Origin of the sequence: Streptomyces sp. Ag109_O5-10 (assembly GCF_900105755.1) — a bacterium.
Lineage (GTDB): Bacteria > Actinomycetota > Actinomycetes > Streptomycetales > Streptomycetaceae > Streptomyces.
The window spans coordinates 561,620-586,893 of sequence record NZ_FNTQ01000001.1 but is presented as its reverse complement, the minus strand read 5'-3'; the positions used below and the strand labels follow the sequence as shown (position 1 = coordinate 586,893).

Annotated in this window: 19 protein-coding genes and 1 pseudogene; 18 read left to right on the top strand and 2 right to left on the bottom strand. The window is 72.4% G+C overall.

Going from position 1 to position 25,274, the window contains the following annotated elements; all coding sequences use genetic code 11:
- Positions 1-96 precede the first annotated feature (96 nt).
- From betA to BLW82_RS02800, 11 genes are all read left to right on the top strand, one after another.
- On the top strand, positions 97-1,767 hold the full coding sequence (gene betA, locus BLW82_RS02850; RefSeq protein ID WP_093497305.1) for a choline dehydrogenase: 1,671 nt from the start codon (positions 97-99) through the stop codon (positions 1,765-1,767).
- A 6-nt stretch (positions 1,768-1,773) separates the two neighbouring features.
- Complete coding sequence (locus BLW82_RS02845; protein ID WP_093497304.1) at positions 1,774-2,610, top strand: methylenetetrahydrofolate reductase; 837 nt, start codon at positions 1,774-1,776, stop codon at positions 2,608-2,610.
- 142 nt (positions 2,611-2,752) lie between these two features.
- On the top strand, positions 2,753-4,222 hold the full coding sequence (locus BLW82_RS02840; protein WP_093497303.1) for an aldehyde dehydrogenase family protein: 1,470 nt from the start codon (positions 2,753-2,755) through the stop codon (positions 4,220-4,222).
- Positions 4,223-4,243: 21 nt separating this feature from the next.
- Complete coding sequence (locus BLW82_RS02835; RefSeq protein ID WP_093497302.1) at positions 4,244-5,335, top strand: quaternary amine ABC transporter ATP-binding protein; 1,092 nt, start codon at positions 4,244-4,246, stop codon at positions 5,333-5,335.
- Positions 5,335-7,308, top strand: coding sequence for an ABC transporter permease (locus tag BLW82_RS02830; protein WP_093497301.1), 1,974 nt, complete (start codon positions 5,335-5,337; stop codon positions 7,306-7,308). The genes BLW82_RS02835 and BLW82_RS02830 overlap by 1 nt, the downstream gene beginning before the upstream one ends.
- A gap of 13 nt (positions 7,309-7,321) precedes the next feature.
- A complete protein-coding gene (locus BLW82_RS02825) occupies positions 7,322-8,287 on the top strand; it encodes an ABC transporter substrate-binding protein (protein WP_093497300.1) in 966 nt (321 codons plus the stop codon).
- 232 nt (positions 8,288-8,519) lie between these two features.
- Positions 8,520-10,958 carry a GcvT family protein gene (locus BLW82_RS02820; RefSeq protein ID WP_093497299.1) on the top strand — a complete coding sequence of 813 codons (2,439 nt, stop codon included), beginning with the start codon at positions 8,520-8,522 and terminating at the stop codon, positions 10,956-10,958.
- 142 nt (positions 10,959-11,100) lie between these two features.
- Complete coding sequence (gene glyA / locus BLW82_RS02815) at positions 11,101-12,384, top strand: serine hydroxymethyltransferase (RefSeq protein ID WP_093497298.1); 1,284 nt, start codon at positions 11,101-11,103, stop codon at positions 12,382-12,384.
- The gene (locus BLW82_RS02810; RefSeq protein WP_093497297.1) at positions 12,381-13,613 is read left to right on the top strand and encodes a sarcosine oxidase subunit beta family protein; all 1,233 of its coding nucleotides are present in this window, start codon (positions 12,381-12,383) and stop codon (positions 13,611-13,613) included. The genes glyA and BLW82_RS02810 overlap by 4 nt, the downstream gene beginning before the upstream one ends.
- Positions 13,614-13,624: 11 nt before the next feature.
- A complete protein-coding gene (locus BLW82_RS46030) occupies positions 13,625-16,888 on the top strand; it encodes a sarcosine oxidase subunit delta family protein (RefSeq protein ID WP_093497296.1) in 3,264 nt (1,087 codons plus the stop codon).
- Complete coding sequence (locus BLW82_RS02800; RefSeq protein ID WP_093497295.1) at positions 16,881-17,489, top strand: sarcosine oxidase subunit gamma; 609 nt, start codon at positions 16,881-16,883, stop codon at positions 17,487-17,489. The genes BLW82_RS46030 and BLW82_RS02800 overlap by 8 nt, the downstream gene beginning before the upstream one ends.
- A 59-nt stretch (positions 17,490-17,548) precedes the next feature.
- Here BLW82_RS02800 and purU read toward each other — a convergent pair whose 3' ends face one another.
- Both purU and BLW82_RS02790 read right to left on the bottom strand, forming a co-directional pair.
- Positions 17,549-18,421, bottom strand: coding sequence for a formyltetrahydrofolate deformylase (purU, locus tag BLW82_RS02795; RefSeq protein ID WP_093497294.1), 873 nt, complete (start codon positions 18,419-18,421; stop codon positions 17,549-17,551).
- 141 nt (positions 18,422-18,562) lie between these two features.
- A complete protein-coding gene (locus BLW82_RS02790) occupies positions 18,563-19,615 on the bottom strand; it encodes an acyl-CoA dehydrogenase family protein (protein WP_093497293.1) in 1,053 nt (350 codons plus the stop codon).
- A 157-nt stretch (positions 19,616-19,772) separates the two neighbouring features.
- On the opposite strand from BLW82_RS02790, the gene BLW82_RS02785 reads away from it, so the two are divergent.
- The 7 genes and pseudogenes from BLW82_RS02785 to BLW82_RS02755 all read left to right on the top strand — a co-directional run bounded on the left by BLW82_RS02785 (position 19,773) and on the right by BLW82_RS02755 (position 25,238).
- A complete protein-coding gene (locus tag BLW82_RS02785) occupies positions 19,773-20,123 on the top strand; it encodes a YciI family protein (protein WP_093497292.1) in 351 nt (116 codons plus the stop codon).
- Positions 20,123-21,316, top strand: coding sequence for an RNA polymerase sigma factor (locus tag BLW82_RS02780; protein ID WP_093497291.1), 1,194 nt, complete (start codon positions 20,123-20,125; stop codon positions 21,314-21,316). Before BLW82_RS02785 ends, BLW82_RS02780 begins: the two co-directional genes overlap by 1 nt.
- 139 nt (positions 21,317-21,455) lie before the next feature.
- A pseudogene (locus BLW82_RS02775) lies at positions 21,456-21,677 on the top strand (aldehyde dehydrogenase family protein); the annotation flags it as partial.
- Between the two features lie 376 nt (positions 21,678-22,053).
- On the top strand, positions 22,054-22,959 hold the full coding sequence (locus BLW82_RS02770; protein WP_093497290.1) for an aldo/keto reductase: 906 nt from the start codon (positions 22,054-22,056) through the stop codon (positions 22,957-22,959).
- 407 nt (positions 22,960-23,366) lie between these two features.
- Entirely contained in the window at positions 23,367-23,750 is a 384-nt protein-coding gene (locus tag BLW82_RS02765; RefSeq protein WP_093497289.1) for a BlaI/MecI/CopY family transcriptional regulator, read from the top strand.
- Positions 23,747-24,673, top strand: a complete 927-nt coding sequence (locus tag BLW82_RS02760; RefSeq protein WP_093497288.1) for a M48 family metalloprotease — start codon at positions 23,747-23,749, stop codon at positions 24,671-24,673. The genes BLW82_RS02765 and BLW82_RS02760 overlap by 4 nt, the downstream gene beginning before the upstream one ends.
- A gap of 172 nt (positions 24,674-24,845) precedes the next feature.
- Positions 24,846-25,238 (top strand): VOC family protein, encoded by a 393-nt coding sequence (locus tag BLW82_RS02755; RefSeq protein WP_093497287.1) that lies wholly within the window; start codon positions 24,846-24,848, stop codon positions 25,236-25,238.
- Positions 25,239-25,274 lie beyond the last annotated feature (36 nt).

Genomic DNA, 25,274 nt, shown 5'->3' with positions numbered 1-25,274 from the left:
AAGATCTTACAAGTTGCGTTGTTCGCAACCTGGTGCGTATAGCGATACCCGTACTAGCATGCCGCGCAATCGACGGCGCGAGCGAGACGAGGCACCATGGCTCCCTTGCAGTACGACTTCGTCATCGTCGGCGGCGGCTCGGCCGGCAGCGCACTGGCGAACCGCCTCTCGGCCGACCCCGGCAACCGGGTGCTCGTCCTGGAGGCAGGCCGCCCCGACTACCCGTGGGACGTCTTCATCCACATGCCCGCGGCGCTCACCTACCCCATCGGCAGCCGTTTCTACGACTGGAAGTACGAGTCCGAGCCCGAGCCCCACATGGGCGGCCGCCGGATCTACCACGCCCGCGGCAAGGTGCTCGGCGGCTCCAGCAGCATCAACGGGATGATCTTCCAGCGCGGCAACCCCATGGACTACGAGCGCTGGGCCGCCGACCCCGGCATGGAGAGCTGGGACTACGCCCACTGCCTGCCGTACTTCCGCCGGATGGAGAACTGCCTCGCCGCCGACCCGGACGACGAGTTCCGCGGCCACGACGGTCCGCTGGTCCTGGAACGCGGCCCGGCCACCAACCCGCTCTTCTCCGCGTTCCTCAAGGCCACCGAGGAGGCGGGCCACGCGCCCACCGACGACGTCAACGGCTACCGGCAGGAGGGGTTCGCCAAGTTCGACCGCAACGTGCACCGCGGCCGCCGCCTGTCCGCGTCGAAGGCGTACCTCAAACCCGCAAGGAAGCGCCCCAACCTGACCGTGAAGACCCGCGCCCTGGTCACCCGCGTCCTCTTCGAGGGCAGGAAGGCCGTCGGCGTCGAGTACCGGCGCGGCAGGGGCGCCCTCCAGCAGGTCCGCGCCAGGGAGGTCGTCCTCTGCGGCGGCGCGATCAACTCCCCGCAACTGCTCCAGCTCTCCGGCATCGGCAACGCGAAGGAACTCACCGCCCTCGGCATCGACGTCGTCCACGACCTGCCCGGCGTCGGCGAGAACCTCCAGGACCACCTGGAGGTCTACATCCAGTACGCCTGCAGGCAGCCCGTCTCCGTCCAGCCGTACCTGGCGAAATGGCGGGCCCCCTTCATCGGCCTGCAGTGGCTGTTCCGCAAGGGGCCCGCCGCGACGAACCACTTCGAGGCCGGCGGCTTCTGCCGCAGCAACGACGACGTGGACTACCCCAACCTGATGTTCCACTTCCTGCCCGTCGCGGTCCGCTACGACGGCTCGGTGCCGGCCGGCGGGCACGGCTACCAGGTCCACGTCGGGCCCATGTACTCCGACGCCCGCGGCTCGGTGAAGATCAGGAGCAAGGACCCGCGCGAACACCCGGCGCTGCGCTTCAACTACCTCTCCACCGAGCAGGACCGCCGCGAATGGGCCGAGGCGGTCAGAGTCGCCCGCGACCTCCTCAACCAGCCCGCCCTCGCCCCCTACAACGACGGGGAGATTTCACCCGGCCCGTCCGTGGCGACCGACGAGGAGATCCTCGACTGGGTCGCCAAGGACGGCGAGACCGCCCTGCACCCCTCCTGCACCTGCAGGATGGGCACCGACGAGATGTCCGTCGTCGACCCGGCGACCATGCGGGTGCACGGCGTGGAAGGACTGCGTGTGGTGGACGCCTCGGTGATGCCGTACGTCACCAACGGCAACATCTACGCCCCGGTGATGATGATCGCAGAGAAGGCCGCGGACCTGATCCTCGGCAACGACCCGCTGCCGCCGTCCAAGGCCGTGTACTACCGGCTCCGCGACGCCCAGAAGCAGGCCGGGTAGACCGCCGTGGGCGCCGAGGCGCTGCGGGCGCTGCTCGCCCACGCCCGCTACGAGGTGCTGCCGGCGCGGGCGACCGAGGAGAAGGTCCTCGCCCATGTACCGCGCGACGTCGTGGTCACGGTCACGGCGTCGCCGGTCAGGGGCCTGGAACCGACCCTCGGCCTCACCGAGCGGCTCGCGGCGCACGGTTACCGGGTCGTCCCCCACGTGCCGGCCCGCCTCCTGCGGGACGACACTCACCTGAAGGACGTCACCGAGCGGCTGCGCGCGGCGGGCGTCGACGACCTCTTCGTCCCGGCGGGCGACGCCGACCCGCCCGCCGGGACGTACGAGGGAGCCCTGCCGGTGCTGCGCCGGCTGACCGAACTGGGCAGACCCTTCACGGAGACCGGGATCACCGGCTACCCGGAGAGCCACCCCCTCCTCCATGACGACCTCACCGTCCAGGCGATGTGGGACAAGCGCGCGCACGCCACCTACATCGTCAGCAACCTCTGCTTCGACCCGCGCGTGCTCGGTGACTGGCTCGCCCGGATCCGGCGCCGTGACGTCACCCTCCCCGTGTACGTAGGCGTCGCCGGGCCCGTCCAGCGGGCCAAGCTGCTGTCCATGGCGACGAAGATCGGGGTGGGGGAGTCGACCCGCTTCCTCACCGGGCACGCCTCCTGGTTCCTGCGCCTCGCCGCACCCGGCGGATACGACCCCGAGCGGCTGCTCACCCGCGGCGCGGCGGCGTTCACCGCGCCGTCGGCGGGCGTGGCGGGCCTCCACCTGTTCACCTTCAACCAGGTTGCCGAGACCGAGCGGTGGCGCCGTGCGCTGCTGGACCGGCTGGGCGGCTGACCGGCCCCCGAGGGCGCCGTTTTCGCGGCCGAATCGGGATACGCGCAGACCTTGACGGGTGTCGGCACATTCGGTCAGGGTGTTCCACCAAAAGCAATCCAATGCACAATGCGCAACGAATTCGGGCTCGAAGGGCGCGGCCGTGGCAGATCTGTACGTGGATGGGAAATGGCGCGCGGCGCTGGCCGGCGGCCACCGCGAGATCCGCTGTCCGGCGGACGGCACCCTCGTCGCGACGGTCTGCGAGGCGACCCGCCCCGACACGGAGGCCGCGATCGCCGCCGCCCGGCGGGCGTTCGACGAGGGCCCCTGGCCGCGCACCCCCGAGCGTGAGCGCGGCGCCCTGCTGCTGCGCACCGCCGGCATCATCGAGCGCGACGCCAAGGAGTTCGCCCGCGCCGAGTCCCTGGACACCGGCAAGCGCCTGGTGGAGAGCGAGTACGACATCGCCGACGTCGTCTCCTGCCTCCGCCATTACGGCGGCATCGCGGGCACCGACGCCGGCCGGGTGATCGACACCGGGCGGGCGGACGCCGTCAGCCGCGTCGAGTACGAGCCGGTCGGCGTGTGCGGGCTGATCACCCCGTGGAACTACCCGCTGCTGCAGGCCAGTTGGAAGGTCGCGCCCGCCCTGGTCGCGGGCAACACGTTCGTGCTCAAGCCCAGCGAGCTGACCCCCTCCACCGCGATCCTGCTGATGAAGGCCCTGGAGGAGGCGGGACTTCCGCCGGGCGTCGGCAACCTCGTGCTCGGCGCCGGGCCCGAGGCCGGTGCCGCGCTCTCCGAGGACCCCGCCGTCGACATGGTCTCCTTCACCGGCGGTCTGGAGACCGGCAAGCGGATCATGGCCGCCGCCGCGGCGACCGTGAAGAAGGTCGCCCTCGAACTCGGCGGCAAGAACCCCAACGTGGTCTTCGCGGACGCCGACTTCGACACCGCCGTCGACTTCGCGCTGACCGCCGTCTTCCTGCACTCCGGGCAGGTCTGCTCGGCCGGCGCCCGGCTGATCGTCGAGGACTCCCTGCACGACGCCTTCGTCGCCGAGGTCGTGCGCCGGGCCCGACTCATCCGCCTGGGCGGCCCCTTCGGCCCCGAGGCCGACACCGGTGCGCTGATCTCCGCACAGCACCGCGAGAAGGTCGAGGCCTACGTCGCCGCGGGCCTCGCCGAGGGCGCCGTACTGCGCTGCGGCGGCAGCCGCCCCGGCGACCCCGCGCTCGCGAACGGCTTCTACTACCCGCCCACGGTCCTCGACGAGTGCCGCCAGGACATGCGCGTGGTGCACGAGGAGTCCTTCGGACCCGTGCTCACCGTCGAGCGCTTCCGGGACGAGGACGACGCCGTCCGCATCGCCAACGACACGGAGTACGGCCTCGCGGGAGCCGTCTGGACGCAGGACGCGGGAAAGGCGCAGCGGGTCGCCCGCCGGCTGCGCCACGGCACCGTGTGGATCAACGACTACCACCCCTATGTGCCGCAGGCGGAATGGGGTGGCTTCGGGCACTCGGGTGTGGGCCGCGAGCTGGGACCGACCGGCCTGGACGAGTACCGAGAGCCCAAGCACGTCTGGCAGAACATCCAACCCCGGCCGCAGCACTGGTTCCGCGGCTGACGCCGAAGAGAGGTCCCCACCATGCCCCCAGCCCAGACCGAGGCGTCGCAGCGGCGCGACACGTCCGAGGAACCCCGGGACCGCACCCCGGTCATCTCCGTGCGCCGGCTGTGGAAGGTGTTCGGGCCCAGGGCCGACGAGGTGCCGGGCTCCGAGGAGTTGTGCGGGCTCTCCCGCCGCGAGCTGATGGACCGCACCGGCTGCACCGCCGCGGTGCGGGACGTCAGCTTCGAGGTGTCGCCCGGCGAGGTCTTCGTCGTCATGGGCCTGTCCGGGTCCGGCAAGTCCACCCTGGTGCGATGTCTGACCCGGCTGATCGAACCCACCGCGGGCGAGATCGTCTTCGAGGGCGAGGACATCCGGGACGCCGACGCCCGGCGGCTGCGGGAGTTGCGGCGCAGCAAGTTCTCCATGGTCTTCCAGCACTTCGGCCTGCTGCCGCACCGCAAGGTCGTCGACAACGTGGCGTTCGGCCTGGAGATCCGCGGCATGGGCAGGGCCGAACGCGTGAAACGCGCGATGGAGACCGTCGAACTCGTCGGCCTCGCCGGCTACGAGAACTCCTACCCCGACCAGCTCTCCGGAGGCATGCAGCAACGCGTGGGCCTGGCCAGGGCGTTGGCCGGCGACCCGGACGTCCTCCTCTTCGACGAGCCGTTCTCCGCCCTGGACCCGCTGATCCGCCGTGACATGCAGAGCGAGGTCGTCCGCCTGCACCACGAGGTCGGCAAGACCATGGTGTTCATCACCCACGACCTCTCCGAGGCCCTCAAGCTCGGCGACCGCATCCTGATCATGCGGGACGGCAGGACGGTCCAGTGCGGCACCGGCGACGAGTTGGTGGGCGCCCCGGCCGACGACTACGTGCGGGACTTCGTCAAGGACGTGCCGCGCGGCGACGTCCTCACCCTGCGCTGGATCATGCGGCCCGCCGAGCCGGACGACGCCCTCGACGGACCGGAGTTGGGCCCGGACGTCGTCGTACGCGAGGCGACCCGCGCGGTCCTCGCCGCCGAGAAGCCGGTCAAGGTCGTCGAGAACGGCAAGCTGCTCGGCATCGTCGGCGACGAGGAGATCCTCGCCGTGGTCGCCGGGCAGGACGGCGGCGCCTGATGGCCGCCGTCGCCGTCGCGACCGCGCCGGTCGCGACGCCACGCAGGAAGGTCGGCCGCCCGATGGTGGTGGCGGCGATCCTGGTCCTCTGGCTGGTGCTCTTCGCCGCGTTCCGGGGCCGCCAGACGCTGACCCTGGCCGCCGCCGACCTCACGGGCCTGCACCGCTGGCTCAACGACGTCAACGACAGCATCGGCGCCAACCGCAACTCCAACCCGGTCTTCCTGTACTTCTTCAACGAGATCCGGCTGGTCATCGACAACCTGGTCACCTTCGTCCAGTCGCTGATCTCCCAGCCCACCGACGGCCGTCCGGTCCCGCAGATCGGCTGGCTCGGCGTCGTCGGCATCACCGGCTACGTCTCCTGGGCCGTGGGCAACTGGCGGGTCGCCCTGCTGGCCGTCGCCGGGTTCACCTTCTTCGGGCTCCAGGGACTGTGGCAGGAGAGCATGGACACCCTGGCGCTGACCCTGTCGGCGGTCCTGGTGGCCCTGCTCATCGGCATCCCGCTCGGCGTGTGGGCGGGGCTCTCCGACCGGGTCAACCGGATCACGACGCCCTTCCTGGACTTCATGCAGACGATGCCGACCTTCGTCTACCTCGCCCCGCTCACCCTGATCTTCCTGATCGGCGGCGCCTCCGCCGTCATCACCACCGTCATCTACGCGGCCCCGCCCGCCATCCGCATCACCGCGCACGCCATCCGCTCCGTCCCCGAGACCACCGTCGAGGCCGCCGACTCGATGGGCACCACCCGCACCCAGCAACTGGTCAAGGTGCTGCTGCCGATGTCGAAGCGCACGGTCGTCATGGGCGTCAACCAGACCATCATGGCCGCCCTGGCCATGGTCACCATCGCCGCCCTGATCGACGCGCCCGGCCTCGGCAAGACCGTCGTCCAGGCCCTCCAGTCGCTCGACGTCGGCACCGCATTCAACGCGGGACTCGCCATCGTCGTCATGGCGATCGTCCTCGACCGGGTCACCACCGCGGCCGCCGCCCGCACCGAGACCCGCCGCGCGGACGGGCGGTTCGCGAGGTGGCGCCGCCCGCTGCTCGGGGCCGGCGGGATCGCGGCCGTCGTCCTGGCCTACCTCTCCCACACCTACGTCTGGGCGGCCGAGTTCCCCGGCGACGGCACCGTCGGCAGCCACATCGCGAGCGCCGCCGACACCGCGACCACCTGGCTGCAGGACCACCTCTCCGGCCTCACCAACGCCCTGCGGGACGCCCTCACCAACGGCCTGCTCAACCCCTTCCAGACGCTGCTCACCGACTCCCCGTGGTGGCTGGTCGGCGCCGTCCTGGCCGGGCTGGGCGCGGTCCTCGGCGGCTGGCGGGCCGGGGCGACGGCGGCCGCCTGCGTCGGTCTCCTGGTCGGCACCGGCCTGTGGTCGGACAGCATGACCACCCTCGCCTCCACCGCCGTGGCCACCGTCCTGGTGATGCTGGTCGGCGTCGTCTTCGGCGTGTGGATGGGCCGCAGCACGCTCGTGGACCGGCTGATCCGGCCCACCCTGGACGCGGCGCAGGTCATGCCGCCGTTCGTCTATCTCGTACCGTTCCTGGCGCTCTTCGGCGCCACCCGCTTCACCGCGATCGTCGCCGCGGTCGTCTACGCGGCACCCGTCGCCGTCAAGATCATCGCGGACGGGGTGCGGAACGTGTCCGCACCCACCGTGGAAGCGGCCACCTCGGCCGGGTGCAACACCTGGCAGATCATCACCAAGGTCCAGCTGCCGATGGCACGAAGCGCCCTGACCCTCGCGACCAACCAGGGCCTGATCTACGTGCTGTCGATGGTTGTGGTGGGCGGCCTGGTAGGGGCCGGCGCCCTCGGCTACGACGTCGTGGCCGGTTTCTCGCAGGGCGAGCTGTACGGCAAGGGGCTGGCGGCAGGGCTGGCCATCGTACTGCTCGGAGTCATGTTCGACCGGATCACTCAGGCTGCGGCACGACGCACCAGGGCATAAGGAGCTCGACACCATGGCACAACACTGGCGAGCCGGCGCGGCCGGCCTGGCCGTCCTCGGTCTCACCCTCACGGCCTGCGGCGGCGCGAAGGTCGGCGGCAGCGGTTCCGCGGGCTCGACGTCCTCGGGCGGCAAGTGCGGCACCTTCAACCTGGCCGTCAACCCCTGGGTGGGCTACGAGGCGGACGCCGCGGTCGTCGCGTACGTCGCGCAGCACGACCTCGGCTGTACGGTCGACAAGAAGGACCTCAAGGAGGAGATCGCCTGGCAGGGCTTCGGGACCGGCGAGGTCGACGCCGTCCTGGAGAACTGGGGCCACGACGATCTGAAGAAGAAGTACATCACCGGCCAGAAGACGGCCGTCGAAGCGGGCTCCACCGGAAACAAGGGCATCATCGGCTGGTACGTGCCGCCGTGGCTGGCCAAGGCGCACCCGGACATCACCGACTGGAAGAACCTCAACAAGTACGCCGCACAGTTCAAGACCTCCGAGTCCGGCGGCAAGGGCCAGCTCCTCGACGGCGACCCGTCGTACGTCACCAACGACGCCGCGCTGGTGAAGAACCTGAAGCTGAACTTCAAGGTGGTGTACGCGGGCAGCGAGACCGCGCTCATCCAGGCCTTCAGAACGGCCGAGAAGAACAAGCAGTGGCTGATCGGCTACTTCTACGAACCGCAGTGGTTCCTGTCCGAGGTGCCGCTGGTCAAGGTCAACCTGCCCAAGTACACGGCGGGTTGCGACGCCGACGCGGCGAAGGTGGCGTGCGACTACCCCGTCTACGACCTCGACAAGATCGTCAGCGCGAGCTTCGCCAAGTCCGGCGGCCCGGCGTACGACCTGGTGAAGAAGTTCAACTGGACCAACGACGACCAGAACACCGTGGCCAAGTACATCGCCGTGGACAAGATGTCGGACGACGCGGCGGCGAAGAAGTGGGTCGACGCCAACCCCGACAAGGTCAAGGCCTGGCTGAACTAGCGGAGGCCGCAAGAACAGCCGTTCCGGGACGCCCGGCGGGCGGTGCGCAGCTGTGCGCGCCGCCCGCCGGGCGTTGCCGTTCCCCGGCCGTCACCGGCTTGTTCCGGGTCCGGTTCCGCCGGGTCGCCACCCCCTTGACACCCCTCCTGGGCGGCGGGCACATTGAGTTGCGCAGCCTGAATCACGTTGCGCACAAAGCAACTGCACCGGTCTCAAGTTCGGAGGTTGGGCGATGGCGGGACCCCGAGTGGTCATCATCGGAGCGGGCGTCGTGGGGGCGGCCCTCGCGGACGAGATCTCCGCACGCGGCTGGACCGAGGTGACCGTGGTCGACCAGGGCCCCCTCCCGGCCACCGGCGGCTCCTCCTCACACGCCCCGGGACTGGTCTTCCAGACGAACCCCTCGAAGACCATGACGGAGCTGGCCCGCTACACCGTCGAGAAGCTCTGCTCCCTCGACGTCGACGGCAAGCCCTGCTTCCTCCAGGTCGGCGGCCTCGAAGTGGCCACCACCCCGGAGCGGCTCGCCGAACTCCACCGCCGGCACGGCTGGATCACCGCGTGGGGCATCGAGGCGCGGATCCTCACCCCCGAGGAGTGCGTCGAGCTGCACCCGCTGGTCAACCCCGACCGGGTCCTCGGCGGCCTCCACGTCCCCACCGACGGCCTCGCCAAGGCCGTCCTGGCCGTCGAGGCCCAGATCCGCCGCGCCACCGAGCGAGGCGTCCGCTTCCTCGCCCGCCACGAGGTCCTGGACGTCCGGCAGAGCGCGGGCCGGGTCACCTCCGTACTGACCGACCAGGGCGAACTCCCCGCCGACATCGTCGTCTGCTGCGCCGGCATCTGGGGCCCGAGGATCGCCCGCATGGCCGGCATGAACCTGCCCCTCACCCCGCTCGCCCACCAGTTCGCCTGGACCGGCCCGGTCCCCGCCCTCGCCGGCCAGACCGAGGAGGCGGTCCGCCCGATCCTGCGCCACCAGGACGCCGACCTCTACTACCGCGACCGCTTCGACGCACTCGGCGTCGGCTCCTACGGCCACCGCCCCATGCCCGTCTCGGCGGACGACATCCTCTCCGTGGACGAGGCCGACCAGATGCCCTCCGTCCTGAAGTTCACCGAGGAGGACTTCGAGGACGCCTGGACCGAGACCCGCTCCCTGCTCCCCGCGACCCGCGAGGCCAAGGTCGAGGAGGGCATCAACGGCCTCTTCTCCTTCACCACCGACGGCTACCCGCTGCTCGGCGAGTCCCCGGACGTCAAGGGCTTCTGGGTCGCCGAGGCCGTCTGGGTCACCCACTCCGCGGGCGTCGGCCGCGCGGTCGCCGAGTGGCTGGTCGACGGCCACTGCTCGTCCTTCGACCTGCACGAGTGCGACGTCAACCGCTTCGAGCCGCACCAGCTCGCCCCCGAGTACGTCCTGGCCCGCGACTGCCAGAACTTCGTCGAGGTCTACGACATCCTCCACCCCCTCCAGCCGTCCGGGAAGCCGCGTCCGATCCGCACCAGCCCCTTCCACGCCCGCCAGCAGGAGCACGGTGCGTTCTTCCTGGAGGCGAACGGCTGGGAGCGCCCCCAGTGGTACGAGGCCAACGCGCGCCTGCTCGAAGGCCGTTCGATCCCCACCCCCAACGACTGGGCCGCCCGCTACTGGTCGCCGATCGTCGGCGCCGAGGCCCAGGTCACCCGGGAGACAGTCGCGATGTACGACATGACCGCCCTCAAGCGCCTGGAGGTCAGCGGCCCGGGCGCCGCCGGCTTCCTGGAGGGCCTCGTCACCGGCAAGGTCGCCAAGTCCGTCGGCTCGGTGACGTACACGCTGCTCCTCGACCACGACGGCGGCATCCGCAGCGACATCACCGTGGCCCGTCTCGCCCCCGGCCTCTTCCAGGTCGGCGCCAACGGCAACCTCGACCTCGACTGGTTCACCCGGCACCTCCCGGCCGACGGCACGGTCCAGGTCCGCGACATCACCCCCGGCACCTGCTGCATCGGCCTGTGGGGCCCCCTCGCCCGCGAGGTCCTCCAGCCGCTCACCGACGCCGACTTCTCCAACGAGGGCCTCAAGTACTTCCGTGCCAAGCGCGCCTACGTCGGCTCGGTACCGGTCACCGCCATGCGGCTGTCGTACGTCGGCGAACTCGGCTGGGAGCTGTACACGACCGCCGACCAGGGCCAGAAGCTGTGGGACACCCTGTGGCAGGGGGCCGAGCCGCTCGGCGGGATCATCGCCGGCCGCGGCGCCTTCAACAGCCTCCGGCTGGAGAAGGGCTACCGCTCCTTCGGCACCGACATGACCTACGAGCACGACCCCTACGAGGCCGGCGTCGGCTTCGCCGTCAGGCCCGACAAGGGCGACTTCGTCGGGCGGGACGCACTGGAGCGGCGCAAGGCGGATGTGCGGCGCCGGCTGAGCTGCCTCACCGTCGACGACCCGCGGGCCGTCGTCATGGGCAAGGAGCCGGTGTACCACGGCGAGCGCGCGGTGGGTTACGTGACCAGCGCGGCGTACGGCTACACGATCGGCAAGGGGATCGCTTACGCGTGGTTGCCGGCGGAGCTGGCGGTGCCGGGGACCGGCGTCCAGATCGGGTACTTCGACCAGCGCGTCCAGGCGGTGGTGGCCGAGGAGCCGTTGTTCGACCCGGGGATGAGTCGTCTCCGCGGGTGAGGGATTCGTGTGGCGTCGCTGTTCGGCTGCGGGCTCGCCGTGGCTGGTCGCGCAGATCCTCCCCCAGCCTTCGGCTGGGGATACCCCCAGCGCCCCTTGCGGGGCGCCTCGCCGAGGTCGCTGAAAGGATCGCGGAACCCGTATGAACGCGCTCAACTTGCCCCTGGCCGAGCTCGACCCCGAGGTGCACGCCGCTCTCCGTGGCGAGCTGCACCGGCAGCAGTCCACCCTGGAGATGATCGCCTCCGAGAACTTCGCGCCCGTCGCCGTGATGGAGGCGCAGGGTTCCGTGGCGACGAACAAGTACGCCGAGGGCTACCCCGGCCGCCGCTACTACGGCGGCTGCGAACACGTCGACGTCACGGAGCGGTTGGCGATCGAACGGGTCAAGTCGCTGTTCGGGGCGGGGTACGCCAACGTGCAGCCGCACTCGGGTGCCCAGGCCAACACCGCCGTCTTCTTCGCCCTGCTCCGGCCCGGCGACACGATCCTCGGCCTCGACCTCGCGCACGGCGGCCACCTCACCCACGGCATGCGCCTCAACTACAGCGGCAAGATGCTGAACGTCGTGCCGTACCACGTCTCCGAGACCGACAACCTCGTGGACCTGGACGAGGTGGAGCGGCTCGCCAAGGAACACCGGCCGAAGATGATCATCGCCGGCTGGTCGGCGTACCCGAGGCAGCTCGACTTCGCGGCCTTCCGGCGGATCGCCGACGAGGTCGGGGCCCTGCTCATGGTCGACATGGCGCACTTCGCGGGCCTGGTGGCGGCGGGGCTGCACCCGAGCCCCGTCCCGCACGCCCACGTGGTCACCACCACGACGCACAAGACCCTCGGCGGCCCGCGCGGCGGAGTCGTCCTCACCGACGACGCCGACCTCGCCAAGAAGATCAACTCGGCGGTGTTCCCCGGGATGCAGGGTGGCCCGCTGGAGCACGTCATCGCGGCGAAGGCCGTCTCGTTCAAGGTCGCGGCAACCCCGGAGTTCGCCGAGCGGCAGGCCCGCACCCTGGCGGGTGCCCGTCTCCTCGCCGAGCGGCTGACCCGGCCCGACGCGGCCGCGGCCGGAGTGCGGGTGCTGACCGGTGGCACCGACGTCCACCTGGTCCTGGTCGATCTGCGCAAGTCCCCGCTGGACGGCCGCCAGGCGGAGGACCTGCTCCACGGGATCGGCATCACCGTCAACCGCAACGCCGTCCCCTTCGACCCGCGCCCGCCGATGGTCACCTCCGGCCTGCGCATCGGCACCCCCGCACTGGCCACCAGGGGCTTCACGGCGGAGGACTTCGCCGAGGTGGCCGACGTCATCGCGCTCGCCCTCCAGCCCGAGCCGGACCTCGCCGCCCTGCGCGCCCGCACCGAGGCGCTCGCGGCCGAGCACCCGCTCTACCCGCACCTCTCGCACGACGGAGCCGTCCGATGAGCCCCCGCACCCCAGGCGCCGACCTCCCCGACCACCCGGACTTCCTCTGGCGCACCCCCGAGCCCGGGCGGTCGTACGACGTCGTCATCGTCGGCGGCGGCGGACACGGCCTCGCCACCGCCCACTACCTCGCCAAGAACCACGGCATCACCAACGTGGCTGTCCTGGAGAAGGGCTGGCTCGCGGGCGGCAACATGGCCCGCAACACCACGATCATCCGCTCCAACTACCTCTGGGACGAGAGCGCGGGCATCTACGAACACGCGCTGAAACTCTGGGAGGGGCTGGAGGAGGAACTCGACTACCCGATCCTCTTCTCCCAGCGCGGCGTCCTGAACCTCGCCCACAGCCTCCAGGACGTCCGCGACAGCGTCCGCCGGGTCGAGGCCAACCGCCTCAACGGCGTCGACGCCGAGTGGCTCGACGCGGACGGCGTCAAAGAGGTCTGCCCGATCGTCAACACCTCGCCCGACGTGCGCTACCCGGTCCTCGGCGGCACCTACCAGCCCCGTGCCGGCATCGCCAAGCACGACTACGTCGCCTGGGGCCTCGCCCGCTCCGCGGACGCGGCCGGCGTCGACATCATCCAGAACTGCGAGGTCACAGGGCTCGATGTGGTGGGCGGCCGGGTCGTCGGCGTCCGGACGACCCGCGGCCCGATCGCGGCCGGCAAGGTGGCCCTGTGCTCGGCCGGCCACACCTCCGTGCTCGCCGCGATGGCCGGCATCGAACTCCCCCTCCAGAGCCACCCCTTGCAGGCCCTCGTCTCGGAGCTGCTGGAGCCCGTCCACCCCACCGTCGTCATGTCCAACGCGGTGCACGTCTACGTCAGCCAGGCGCACAAGGGCGAGCTGGTGATGGGCGCGGGCATCGACGCGTACAACTCCTACACCCAGCGCGGTGCGTTCCACGTCATCGAGGAGCAGATGGCCGCCGCCCTCGAACTCTTCCCGGTCTTCGCCCGCGCCCACGTGCTGCGCACCTGGGGCGGCATCGTCGACGTCAGCCCCGACGCCTCACCGATCGTCGGCCTCACCCCGGTGAGCGGCCTCTACCTCAACTGCGGCTGGGGAACCGGCGGTTTCAAGGCCACCCCGGGCGTCGGCTGGGTCTACGCCCACACCATCGCCCACGACAGCCCCCACCACCTCAACGCCCCCTTCTCGCTCGACCGTTTCACCACCGGCGCGCTCGTCGACGAACACGGCGCGGCCGCGGTGGCCCACTAGGGAGCCCAACCATGCTGCTCATCCCCTGCCCGTGGTGCGGGCCCCGCGACGAGACCGAGTTCCACTACGGCGGCCAGGCCCACGTGCCGTACCCCGAGAACCCGGCATCCCTCACCGACGAGGAGTGGGCGCGTTACCTGTTCTTCCGGGACAACCCCAAGGGCCCGTTCGCGGAACGCTGGAGCCACGCGGCAGGCTGCCGGAGATGGTTCAACGCGGTCCGCGACACCTCGACGAACGAGATCCTGACGACGTACCGCCCACGCGACCCCCGGCCACCCCTCCCGGCCCGTCCGGCGGGGACTGGCCCGGCGGGGAGTTGCGGGCCGACTTCACCCCTGCCGGCCCGTCCGGCGTTCGAGGACGCGGCCGTTCAGGCCGAAGAGGGGGCCGGGGGCGCAGCCCCCAGCGGGGTGGAAGGGGCGGCGCCCCTTCAGGACGGGACGGGCAGGGGCGGCGGGGGCGACCGTCCCCACCGCACCCCCACCGGCGGCCGCATCGACCGCACCACCCCCCTCACCTTCACCTTCGACGGCACCGAGTACCAGGGCTACCGAGGCGACACCCTCGCCTCCGCCCTCCTCGCCAACGGCGTCATCCGGACCGCCACCAGCATCAAACTCGGCCGCCCCCGCGGCATCTTCTCCGCCGGCGTCGAGGAACCCAACGCGGTCGTCCAGATCGAGGCCCCCTTCCCCGAACCGATGCTCCCCGCCACCACCGTCGAACTCCACGACGGCCTGGTGGCGAGCAGCCTCCCCGGCCAGGGCCGTCTCGCCGCCACCCCCGACCCGGCCCGCTACGACGCCGTACACGCCCACTGCGACCTGCTGATCGTCGGCGCCGGCCCGGCCGGCCTCGCGGCGGCGGCGGCCGCGGCCACCACCGGCGCCCGCGTCATCCTCGCCGACGACCAGCCCGAACCCGGCGGCAGCCTGCTCGGCACCGGCGAGCACCTCGACTGGGTCGCCGCGACCCGCGCCCGCCTCGAAGCCGCCCCCGAGGTACGGGTCCTGCCCCGCACCACCGTCTTCGGCCACTACGACGACAACCACCTCCTCGCCGTGGAGCGCCGCACCCACCACCTCGGCGTCGCCGCACCACCCCACGTCTCCCGCGAACGCGTCTGGCGGATCCGCGCCCGGCACGTCGTCCTCGCCACCGGCGCGCACGAGCGCTCCGTCGCCTTCGGCGACAACGACCGCCCCGGCGTGATGCTGGCGGCCGCGGCCCGCACGTACCTCCACCGCTACGGCGTCCTGGCCGGCCGCCGGGCGGTCGTGTTCACCACCAACGACACCGCCTACGCCGCCGCCCTCGACCTCGCCGCCGCCGGTGTGACCGTCGCGGCCATCGCCGACACGCGCCCCGAACCGGGGGAGTGGGCCGCCCGCGCCCGGTCCGCGGGCCTCGAGGTACTGGCCGGCCACGCGGTCACCGGCACGGCGGGCGCGGAGCGTGTCACCGCTGTGACGGCCGCCCCCTGCGAAGGCACGGCACCCGGACGCGAGTTCGCCGCCGACCTCCTCCTCGTCTCCGGCGGCTGGAACCCGGTCGCGCACCTGTTCAGCCAGGCGGGCGGCAGGCTCCGCCACGACGAGGCGCTCGGCACGTTCGTGCCCGACGGCTGCCGCCAGGCGGTGACGGCGGCGGGCGCCGTGAACGGGGCGTCCGACCTCGCCACGGCCCTCGCCCAGGGCGCGGCGGCCGGCACCCGCGCGGTGGCGGCAGAGGGCCACACCGCCGAGCCCCCCGCCCTCCCCGCCGTCGCCGTACAGCCGTACACCCCGCCCATGCCGGTCTTCACCGTCCCCGGCGCGGCCCCCCGCTTCGTCGACCTGCAACGCGACGTGACCGTGGCCGACCTGAGCCGGGCGACCGGCGCGGGCCTGCGTTCGGTGGAGCACACCAAGCGCTACACCACCGCCGGTACCGCCAACGACCAGGGCAAGACCGGCGGCCTTCTGGCGAGCGGCGTCGTCGCCGAGCTCCTCGGCGTGGACATCTCGGCGCTCGGCCTGCCCACCTTCCGGCCGCCGTACACCCCCGTCTCCTTCGCCGCCCTCGCCGGGCGCAACCGGGGCGCTCTGCACGACCCGGTCCGCACCACGGCGCTGCACGGCCGGCACGTCGGGCACGGCGCGCTGTTCGAGAACGTCGGGCAGTGGAAGCGGCCCTGGTACTACCCGCGGGACGGCGAGGACATGGCGACCGCGGTGCTCCGCGAGTGCCGCGCCGCCCGCGAGGGCGTGGCCTTCATGGACGCCTCCACGCTCGGCAAGATCGACGTCCAGGGCCCGGACGCCGCACACTTCCTGGACCTGCTGTACACGAACATGATGAGCACCCTGAAGGTCGGCATGATCCGCTACGGCGTGATGTGCCGCCCGGACGGGATGGTGTTCGACGACGGCACGGTCATCCGGCTCGCCCCCGACCGGTTCCTGGTCACCACCACGACCGGCAACGCGGCCGCCGTCCTGGACTGGATGGAGGAGTGGCTGCAGACCGAGTGGCCCGACCTGCGGGTGCACTGCACCTCGGTCACCGAGCACTGGGCGACCGTCGCCCTGGTCGGCCCCGACTCCCGCGCGGTCCTCGGCTCGCTCGCGCCCGGACTGGCCGTGTCCAACGACGACTTCCCGTTCATGGCCTGGCGGGACACCACCGTCGCGGGCCTCGACGCCCGCGTGTGCCGGATCAGCTTCTCCGGCGAACTCGCCTACGAGATCAACGTGTCGCCGTGGCACGCGGTGGCGCTCTGGGACGCGCTGTACGAGGCGGGCGCCCCGTACGGCATCACCCCCTACGGCACCGAGACCATGCACGTGCTGCGCGCCGAGAAGGGCTACCCGATCGTCGGCCAGGACACCGACGGCACCGTCACCCCGCAGGACCTCGGCATGGGCTGGGCGGTCTCGAAGAAGAAGCCCGACTTCATCGGCAAGCGCTCCTACTCGCGGGCCGACACCGTGCGCCCCGGCCGCAGGCATCTCGTCGCCCTGCTCACCGACGACCCCACCGCCCTCCTTCCCGAGGGCACGCAGCTGGTCGCCGACGGCCGGCTGCCCGCCCCGCCCGTGCCGATGCTCGGCCACGTCACCTCCAGCTACCGCAGCGCCGCGCTCGGCCGGACCTTCGCCCTCGCCCTGGTCAAGGGCGGCCGGGACCGCATCGGCGAACGCCTCTACGCCCCCGTGGGCGAACAGCACCTGCCGGTGACTGTCGCAAACCCCGTCCTCTACGACCCCGAGGGAGCCCGCCGCGATGGCTGACACCGCCCCGACCGCATGCCGGCGCAGCCCCCTGGCCGACGCCGCGCCCCGCCTGGCCGCGGTGACCCGTTCCTCCCGTGGCGCGCTCCGCCTTGCCGAACTCCCTTTCCTGGCCCAGGTGAACGTCCGCCTCGACGCCAAGGGCCCGGCGGCGGACGCCGTCGGACCGGCCCTGGGACTCCAACTGCCCCTCGAACCCGACACCGTGGTGCACGCGGGGGAGGTGACCGCGGTCTGGCTCGGCCCCGACGAATGGCTGGTGGTGGGCCGGCCCGGCACCGAGCGGGACCTGGAGAGCCGGATCCGCGCGGCCGCCGGGGACGCACCGGGCGCCGTCGCCGTCACGGACGTCTCCGCCCAGCGCACCACACTCCTCGTCGGCGGCCCGCGCGCCCGCGACCTGCTCGCCCACGGCTGCGCCCTGGACCTGCATCCCCGCGTCTTCGGCCCCGGCCGCTGCGCCCAGACCATGCTGGCCCGCACCCAGGTCGTCCTGGTCGCGCGCGAGGAGACCGGGGCCGGCTTCTGGGTCCTGGTGCGCTCCTCCTTCGCCGGCTACCTGGCGGACTGGCTGCTGGACGCGGCCGTGGAACACGCGTGAGGCATCAGCGCGAGCGGGCCGTCACCTTCTCGGTGGCGGCCCGCTGTTGGTGACCGGTGTCAGCGGAAGACCACCGTGCAGCGGCCGTTGACCAGGACCCGGCTCTCGCTGTGCCAGCGCACGGCGCGGGCGAGCACCTGGGCCTCCACGTCACGGCCCAGCGCGACCAGCTCGTCCGGGGCGTGCGCATGGCTCACCCGGACGACGTCCTGCTCGATGATCGGGCCCTCGTCCAGGTCGGGCGTCACATAGTGCGCGGTGGCACCCACCAGCTTGACGCCCCGCCGGTGCGCCTGGACGTACGGCCGGGCTCCCTTGAAGCTCGGCAGGAACGAGTGGTGGATGTTGATGGCGCGGCCGTCGAGTTGCTTGCACAGGTCGTCGGAGAGGATCTGCATGTAGCGGGCGAGCACCACCAGGTCGACGTCCGTCTCGGCGACGAGCCGCAGCAGCCGGGCCTCCGCCTCCGCCTTGGTGTCGGGGGTGACCGGGATGTGGTGGAAGGGGATGCCGTACGTCCGGGCCAGTGGTTCGACGTCGCGGTGGTTGGAGACGATCGCCGGGATGTCGATGTTGAGCGCGCCCGTGGACCTGCGGAACAGCAGGTCGTTCAGGCAGTGGCCGAACCTCGACACCATGACGAGGGTGCGGGTCGGGGTCGACGCGTCGGTCAGCCGCCAGACGATGCGGTGCTCCTCGGCGACCGGGACGAAACCGGTGCGCAGGTCCTCCAGGGACACGGCGTCGTCCGGGACGTCGAAGTGCACCCGCATGAAGAAGCGGTCCTGGAGCCGGTCGTCGAACTGCTGGCTCTCCAGGATGTTGCCGCCGTGGCCCACCAGGAACCCGGTGACGGCGTGGACCAGACCGGCCCGGTCGGGACAGGACAGGGTGAGGACGAACTCGCGGCCGGGCTGCGGTCGAGGAGACATGACACCCTCCTGGTGCGCATCGCGCAACGACTTGAGTGATGCGCAACATCGTCCAGCCAAGGGGGGCGACGGGTCAAGAGGTCGCGTTCTGCCTGGCGCATCACTCTCTATGATGCGCAACAACCGTGCGGGCTGGTCCCGTCACCGGCCGCCGGAGCCGTGCCGCTCCGCGAGTGCCCTCAGATGCGCCGTGCGCGACTCGCTCGTCTGGCCCTGGACCAGCAGGAACAGGCCCTCCCTGGCCAGCCGTTGGGCACGGTGGTCCAACGACATCGCCCGCCCGCCGCCCGCCACCACGGCCGCCGTGGTGGCCGCCCGCATCAGCGCGAACGCCTCCGCCCGCAACGCCAGCCGCTCCTCCGCGTGTTCGGACGGCACCGGATGGTCCGCGAGCGCGTAGGCACGGCTGCGGATTCCGGCCAGGCGGTCCCGCAGGCCGGCCGCGTACTCCTCCGCCACCAGCGCCAGCGCCGCCTCCGCGATCCCGAAGACCGCCGGGCCGGCGTTGCGGGGCCGCGGACGGTCCGTCGCCGCCCACTCCTCGAACGGTGTCCGGAGCGCGACCGCCTCGTCCGGAACCCGCAGATCGTCCAGGTCCAGGGACACCGTCCGGGCCGCGGTGAGCGCGGCCAGACGCATCGGCTCCGACGGCCGCAGGCCCGGCTGCTCCCGTGCCTCGACGAACGCGAACAGCACCTCGTCGTCCTCGGTCACCCCGGCCAGCATCAGCACGTCGTTCAGGCCCCAGCCGGTGTACCAGGGCACGGTGCCGGAGAACAGCCATCCGCGCACCTCCCGCCGGACCCGCACGGGGACCCGCGGGTACGACCGCAGATGCGCGTACGCCACCCCCGACAGCAGCTCACCCCGCGCCAGCGGACCCAGCAAACGCTCCCGCACCGGCAGCCCGGACCCGGCCAGGGTCAGCACCGGTGTGTGGTGCTGCGTCTGCACGAACCAGGTCGAGCAGCACGCCCCGGCCAGGATCTCCGCCGTCTCACGCGCCACGGCCGCGGGCGCCGCCGAGCCGCCGTACGCCACCGGGGCGTTCAGTCCGAGCAGGCCCGACCGTTTGACCGCCTCGATGTGGCTCGCGGGGACACCCTCCTGGTCGACGCGCTCGGCGGCGGGGGAGAGGAGGCCGTCGGCGAGTTCCCGGGCGCGGGCGACGAGCGGATGTGCGGCGATGGTCATGGAGAAGATTCTTTCGGTTCCGCGGTGCGAGGTGTCGATCCGGGGGCCTGCCGTTCGTGTAGAAGGCGAGAACACCCCCGCGACGCGCACCGTCGCGGCGCACAGCTCACGACGCACACCTCACGACGCACACCTCACGACGACCGAGGAGAATTTCATGAAGCACTACCTGCTCAGCGTGGTCCAGCCCGCCGACGCCACCCCACCCTCGCCCGACGCGCTCGCCACGATCATGCGCGACGTCGAGGCCTTCAACGACGAACTGCGCGCGGCCGGCGCCTGGGTCTTCGCGGGCGGACTGCACGGTCCGGAGACGGCCACGATGCTGCGGCCCGAGGGCGGGGACGTGCTGATCACCGACGGTCCGTACGCCGAGGGCAAGGAGTACCTGGGCGGCCTCTGCCTGATCCGCGCCGAGGATCTCGACGCCGCCCTGGAATGGGGCCGCAAGGCCGCTCTCGCCACCACCCTCCCCATCGAGGTACGGCCCTTCGTGGACCAGCACTGATGGCGGAGTCCGCCGACGTCGAGGCCGTGTTCCGTGCCGAGTACGGGCGCGCGGTCTCGGTCCTCGTCCGCTTCCTCGGCGACATCGGCCTCGCCGAGGAAGCGGTCCAGGACGCCTTCACCACCGCGCTGGACAGCTGGCCGCGCACCGGAGTGCCGCCGAGCCCGGCCGGCTGGATCATCACCACCGCACGCAACCGCGCGGTCGACCGGCTGCGCCGCGAGTCCTCCCGGGCCGCCCGGCACGCCGAGGCCGCCCGGCTGTACGCGCCCGACACACCGGCCGAGGAGGGCCCCGTGCGCGACGAACGGCTCCGGCTGATCTTCACCTGCTGCCACCCTGCGCTCGCCCTCCAGTCCCGGGTGGCCCTGACCCTGCGCCTGCTCGGCGGGCTCAGCACAGCCCGGATCGCCCGCGCCTTCCTGGTCCCCGAGCCCACCCTCGCCCAGCGGCTGGTGCGCGCCAAGGCCAAGATCCGCGACGCGGGCATCCCCTACCGGGTACCGAAGGACGCCGACCTCCCCGACCGGCTGAACGGCGTCCTGGCCGTCGTCTACCTGGTCTTCAACGAGGGCTACGGCGGCGATCCCGGGCTGTGCACCGAGGCCGTACGGCTGGGCCGGCTGCTGTACGAACTGATGCCGGACGAGCCGGAGGTGGCCGGGCTTCTCGGGCTCATGCTGCTGGTGGAGGCCCGGCGGCCCGCCCGGGAGCCGGCGCCCGGCGAACTGGTGCCGCTGACCGGGCAGGACCGCCGGCGCTGGGACCGGCAGCTGATCGCGGAGGGGCAGGACCTCGTCCGGCGCTGCCTGCGGCGCAACCGACCCGGCCCCTACCAGATCCAGGCCGCGATCAATGCCGTGCACAGCGACGCACCGAGCGCGGATGCCACCGACTGGGGCCAGATCCTGGCCCTGTACGACCAGCTCATGGTGGCCGCCCCGAGTCCGGTGGTGGCGCTGAACCGGGCGGTCGCGGTGGCCGAGGTCCAGGGGCCGGACGCGGCTCTCGAACTGGTCGACGCCCTCGACCTGCCCGAGTACCACGTACTGCACGCCGTCCGCGCCGACCTGCTGCGCCGGCTCGGCCGGGAGCGCGAGGCGGCGGCCGAGTACGGTGCGGCCATCGCGCTCACCGGCAGCCTGCCCGAACGGGCACACCTCGCACGGCGGCGGGCCGAACTGACCGGCTGACCAGGTGTGCTCTTCGTCAAGCACAGGGGTTTCGGGGCGCCGGAACGTACTTCCGGGCATGAATGGTTGCAAGGTACATCTGACCGTTCGAGACCGTAGTCGGGCCCCCAGGCCCATGCGCCCCACCAGCGAGGCGTCCGTGAACCAGCCCACCCCCGAGCAGCGCGCCGACACCGTGGCGCGGCTGCGTGCCACCTTCCGCACCGGCCGCACCAAGCCCCTCGAGTGGCGCACCGGCCGGCTCCGCAGGCTGCGCGCCATGCTCACGGAGCGGGGTGACGAGGTCGCCGCGGCCCTCCACGCGGACCTGGGCAAGACCACCCGGCAGGCGTACGGCTCGGAGATCGACTTCACCCTCCGGCCTGCCGTTCGGCGGGGTGAGGGAGAGCGGCATTAGCTACCACGGCCGCTGCTCCATCGAGACCTTCAGCCATCGCAAGGCGGTCCTCGCCAAGCCCCTGAGCTGACCCTCCACCACCTTCCGGGCCCGACCGCGCCGCAGCGGCCGGGCCCGGCCGCCGCCGTGACCCGGGGACCGGCAGCGCCGGTTGACTGGTCTACACCCTTGACTGGTACAGACCAAGGCAGTTGAGTGTGCCTCACACCCCCCACCGCGGCCGCACCCCCTTCGAGGGGCGCGGCCGTGCTCCGCGGAGGAGTTGACCCGGCCGGCGGCAACCTCTCCTGCTGACCCCGCCGTCGGGGTCCTCGTCAGGATCGTGTGCCAGACTCCGTCGATGACCTCCGAAACGATCACCGCGGACGCCTCCGGCACCTGGAAACTCGGTGACCTGCCCGTCCACCGCCTCGGCTTCGGCGCGATGCGGCTGACGGGCAGCGCCGCCTTCCACCACGGCACCCCGAGCGACCGCGCCCGCTCGACCGCCGTCCTGCGCAAGGCCGTCGAGCTCGGCGTGAACCACATCGACACGGCGGCCTTCTACTTCTCCGCCCTGCGCTCCGCCAACGAACTCATCAACACCGTTCTCTCCCCGTACCCCGACGACCTGGTCATCGTCACCAAGGTCGGCCCCTACCGCGACTATTCGGGGGAATGGGCCACTTCCGCCCGTCCGGACCAGCTGCGCGGGCACGTCGAGGAGAACCTGCGCCAGCTCGGCCGCGACCATCTCGACGTCGTCAACCTGCGCCGGATGCGCCAGGAGTCGATCGCCGAGCACTTCGGCGCCCTCGCCGAACTGCGCGAGGCCGGGCTGATCCGGCACCTCGGCGTCTCCGACGTCGAACCGCGCCATCTCGACGAGGCGCTGGCCATCGCCCCCGTGGTGTGCGTGCAGAACCGGTGGGGGCTCGACGCGGCGAACCCGGCCACCGACGAGGTCGTGCGCATATGCGGTGAGCGCGGCATCGCCTTCGTGCCGTTCTTCGCCGTCGCCGGCGACGCAGGGGCGCTCGGCGCCACCACGAGCCACGACGACGAGGTCCTCGCCGTCGCCCGCGCCCACGACGCCACTCCCGCCCAGATCCGCCTCGCCTGGACCCTGCACCAGGGCCCGCACGTCCTCGCCATCCCCGGCACCGGGAACCCGGACCACCTGGCCGAGAACGTGGCGGCCGGTGCCATCCGGCTCACCGAGGACGAGCTGACCCGGCTGAACGCCCTCCACGCCGAGGCGGGCTGACCCTCCCGCCCGGACCGCCCGCACCCCGTCCCGCAGCGGGTGCCGGCCACCGCGGCTCGTGCTCCCCGTGCAAGGCCCGCACCGTGTACGGCCGGCTCCGGAAGAACGCGGACGACGGGCCGCCCCGCGTGGGTCCCGGCCCGTCTCCCCGCCCGCGGTGCCCCGGCCGCCGCCTCCGGCACGTCGGCCGGGGAGCGGACGGATCCCCTCGCCGTCGAGCGGCACCGGCCCGGCCCGCGTCCCGGTGCGCCGGAACCCGGGCCCGGGACGATTCCCCGGCCGGCGACGGAACCTCTCCCGGACGGGGCCTCGCACCACGGGTTCACGGGCGCGGCCGCCCCCCGGCTGACTACACTGCCGTAGACGGTCTGCTGGCCGCGGACGAAGTGAGGGGTGAGGAACCTTCCATGGCCGACGGGAAGGACGAACGCCGGCCCGCCGGCGAACTGGAGGCGAGCGTCATGGCGGCTCTCTGGGCCGCGGGTGCGCCCCAGACCCCCGGACAGGTGCAGCGGAGCCTCGGCACCGACCTGGCCCGCACGACGGTGACCACGATCCTGACCCGGCTGCACGACAAGGGCGTGGTCGGGCGGCACCGCCAGGGCCGCGGCTACGCCTACGTCCCCGTCCAGGACGCGCAGGGCCTCACCGCGAAGCGGATGCACACCGAACTCGACCGGGACAGCGACCGGGAGACCGTGCTCGCCCGGTTCGTAGCCCAGCTCAGCCCCGACGACGAGCGCGTACTGCGGACCCTGCTCGAATCCGGCGAACAACCCGCGGCGTCATGATCGCGCTGCTGCTCCTGCCCCTGCTGGTGCCGTTCGCGCTGCCGGCCCTGTCCCGGCGGGCCCTCGACCGGCTGGCGCCGGGCACCGCGCTCTGGGTGATCACCGCCTCGGCCGTCGCCCTGGCGGGCTGTTCCCTGGTCGCGCTCGGCGCGTTCTTCCTCGCCGGGCTCCTCAGGCTGCCGTTCTTCGCCGCGCTGGGCGAGCTGGTCCGTCCCCTGCACACCGCCTCCGACCGGTTCGTGCTGCCGCTGGCGGCCCTCTCGGTCGGCGGCCTCGCCGTGGGCGCCTGGACCCTCGCGCGGTCGGTGCTCCGGCAGACCCGCGCCTTCCACGCCGCGCGCACGGAGGCGGGGCGCCGGCCTGCGGCGGGCGACCTGTGCGTGGTCGACTCGCCGTGCCCGGACGCGTACGCACTGCCCGGACGTCCGCACCGGATCGTCGTCACCACCGCAATGCTGCGCAGCCTCGACGGAGCCGAGCGGGAGGCCCTGTTCGCGCACGAGCGGGCGCACAACACGGGCGGCCACCACTTCTTCCTCGCCGCGGCGGAGCTCGCCGCGCACTGCCACCCGGCACTGCGGCGGGTCCGGGACGTCGTCCGGCTGGCCGTGGAGCGGGCCGCCGACGAGGCCGCGGCGCGCACGGTGGGGGACCGCCGGCTGACGGCCCGCGCGATCGCCCGGGCCGCGCTGGCGGGGCAGGGGGGCGCCGTCGAGCGGCCGGCGTTCGTGTCGGGCGCCGCGTCCGGGCCGGTGCCGCAGCGGGTCGAGGCGCTGCTGGCGCCGCGGGGGCGGCGGCGGGCCGGGGCGTGGGTCGTCGTGCTGCTGGTGGCCTGTGCCGGGTTGTCCTGTGCCGCCTCCGCGACCGGGATGGTCGACTTCCACCGCCGGGTGGAGGTCGCTCAGGGGGAAGCGGAGCGGTAGGGCGGCCGTTCGTCGGACGCGGTGCGTCGCGGCTGGTCGCGCGGCTCCCCGCGTCCCTGTCGGGGCGTTCCGGTCGGCGCGGCCCGAAAGGCCGCCGGTGGGAAAGGGTGGCTGGCGTCCCGGGAGTTTTACGTATAACCTCTTCCGCTAACCGCTCCACCGAAAGGCCCCCATGCGACGCGTCGCCCTGGTCACCCTTGTCGTCGGCGACTACGACGAGGCCATCCGCTTCTACACCGAGGCCCTCGGGTTCCGGCTCGTCGAGGACACGCCCCGCCCGGACGGTTCCCGCTGGGTCGTCGTGGCGCCCGGCGCGGAGGGGGACGGCACCGGACTGCTGCTCGCCCGCGCCAAGGACGAGGACCAGCGTGCCCGCGTCGGCGACCAGACGGGCGGCCGGGTCGGGTTCTTCCTGCACACCGAGGACTTCGCCCGCGACCACGCCCGGATGACCGCCGCCGGCGTGACCTTCCTGGAGGAGCCGCGGCACGAGGCGTACGGCAGCGTCGCCGTCTTCCAGGACCTCTACGGAAACCGCTGGGACCTGCTCCAGCCCGCCGCCTGACCGACCACTTCGAACCACCTGCCGAGGACAGCTCCA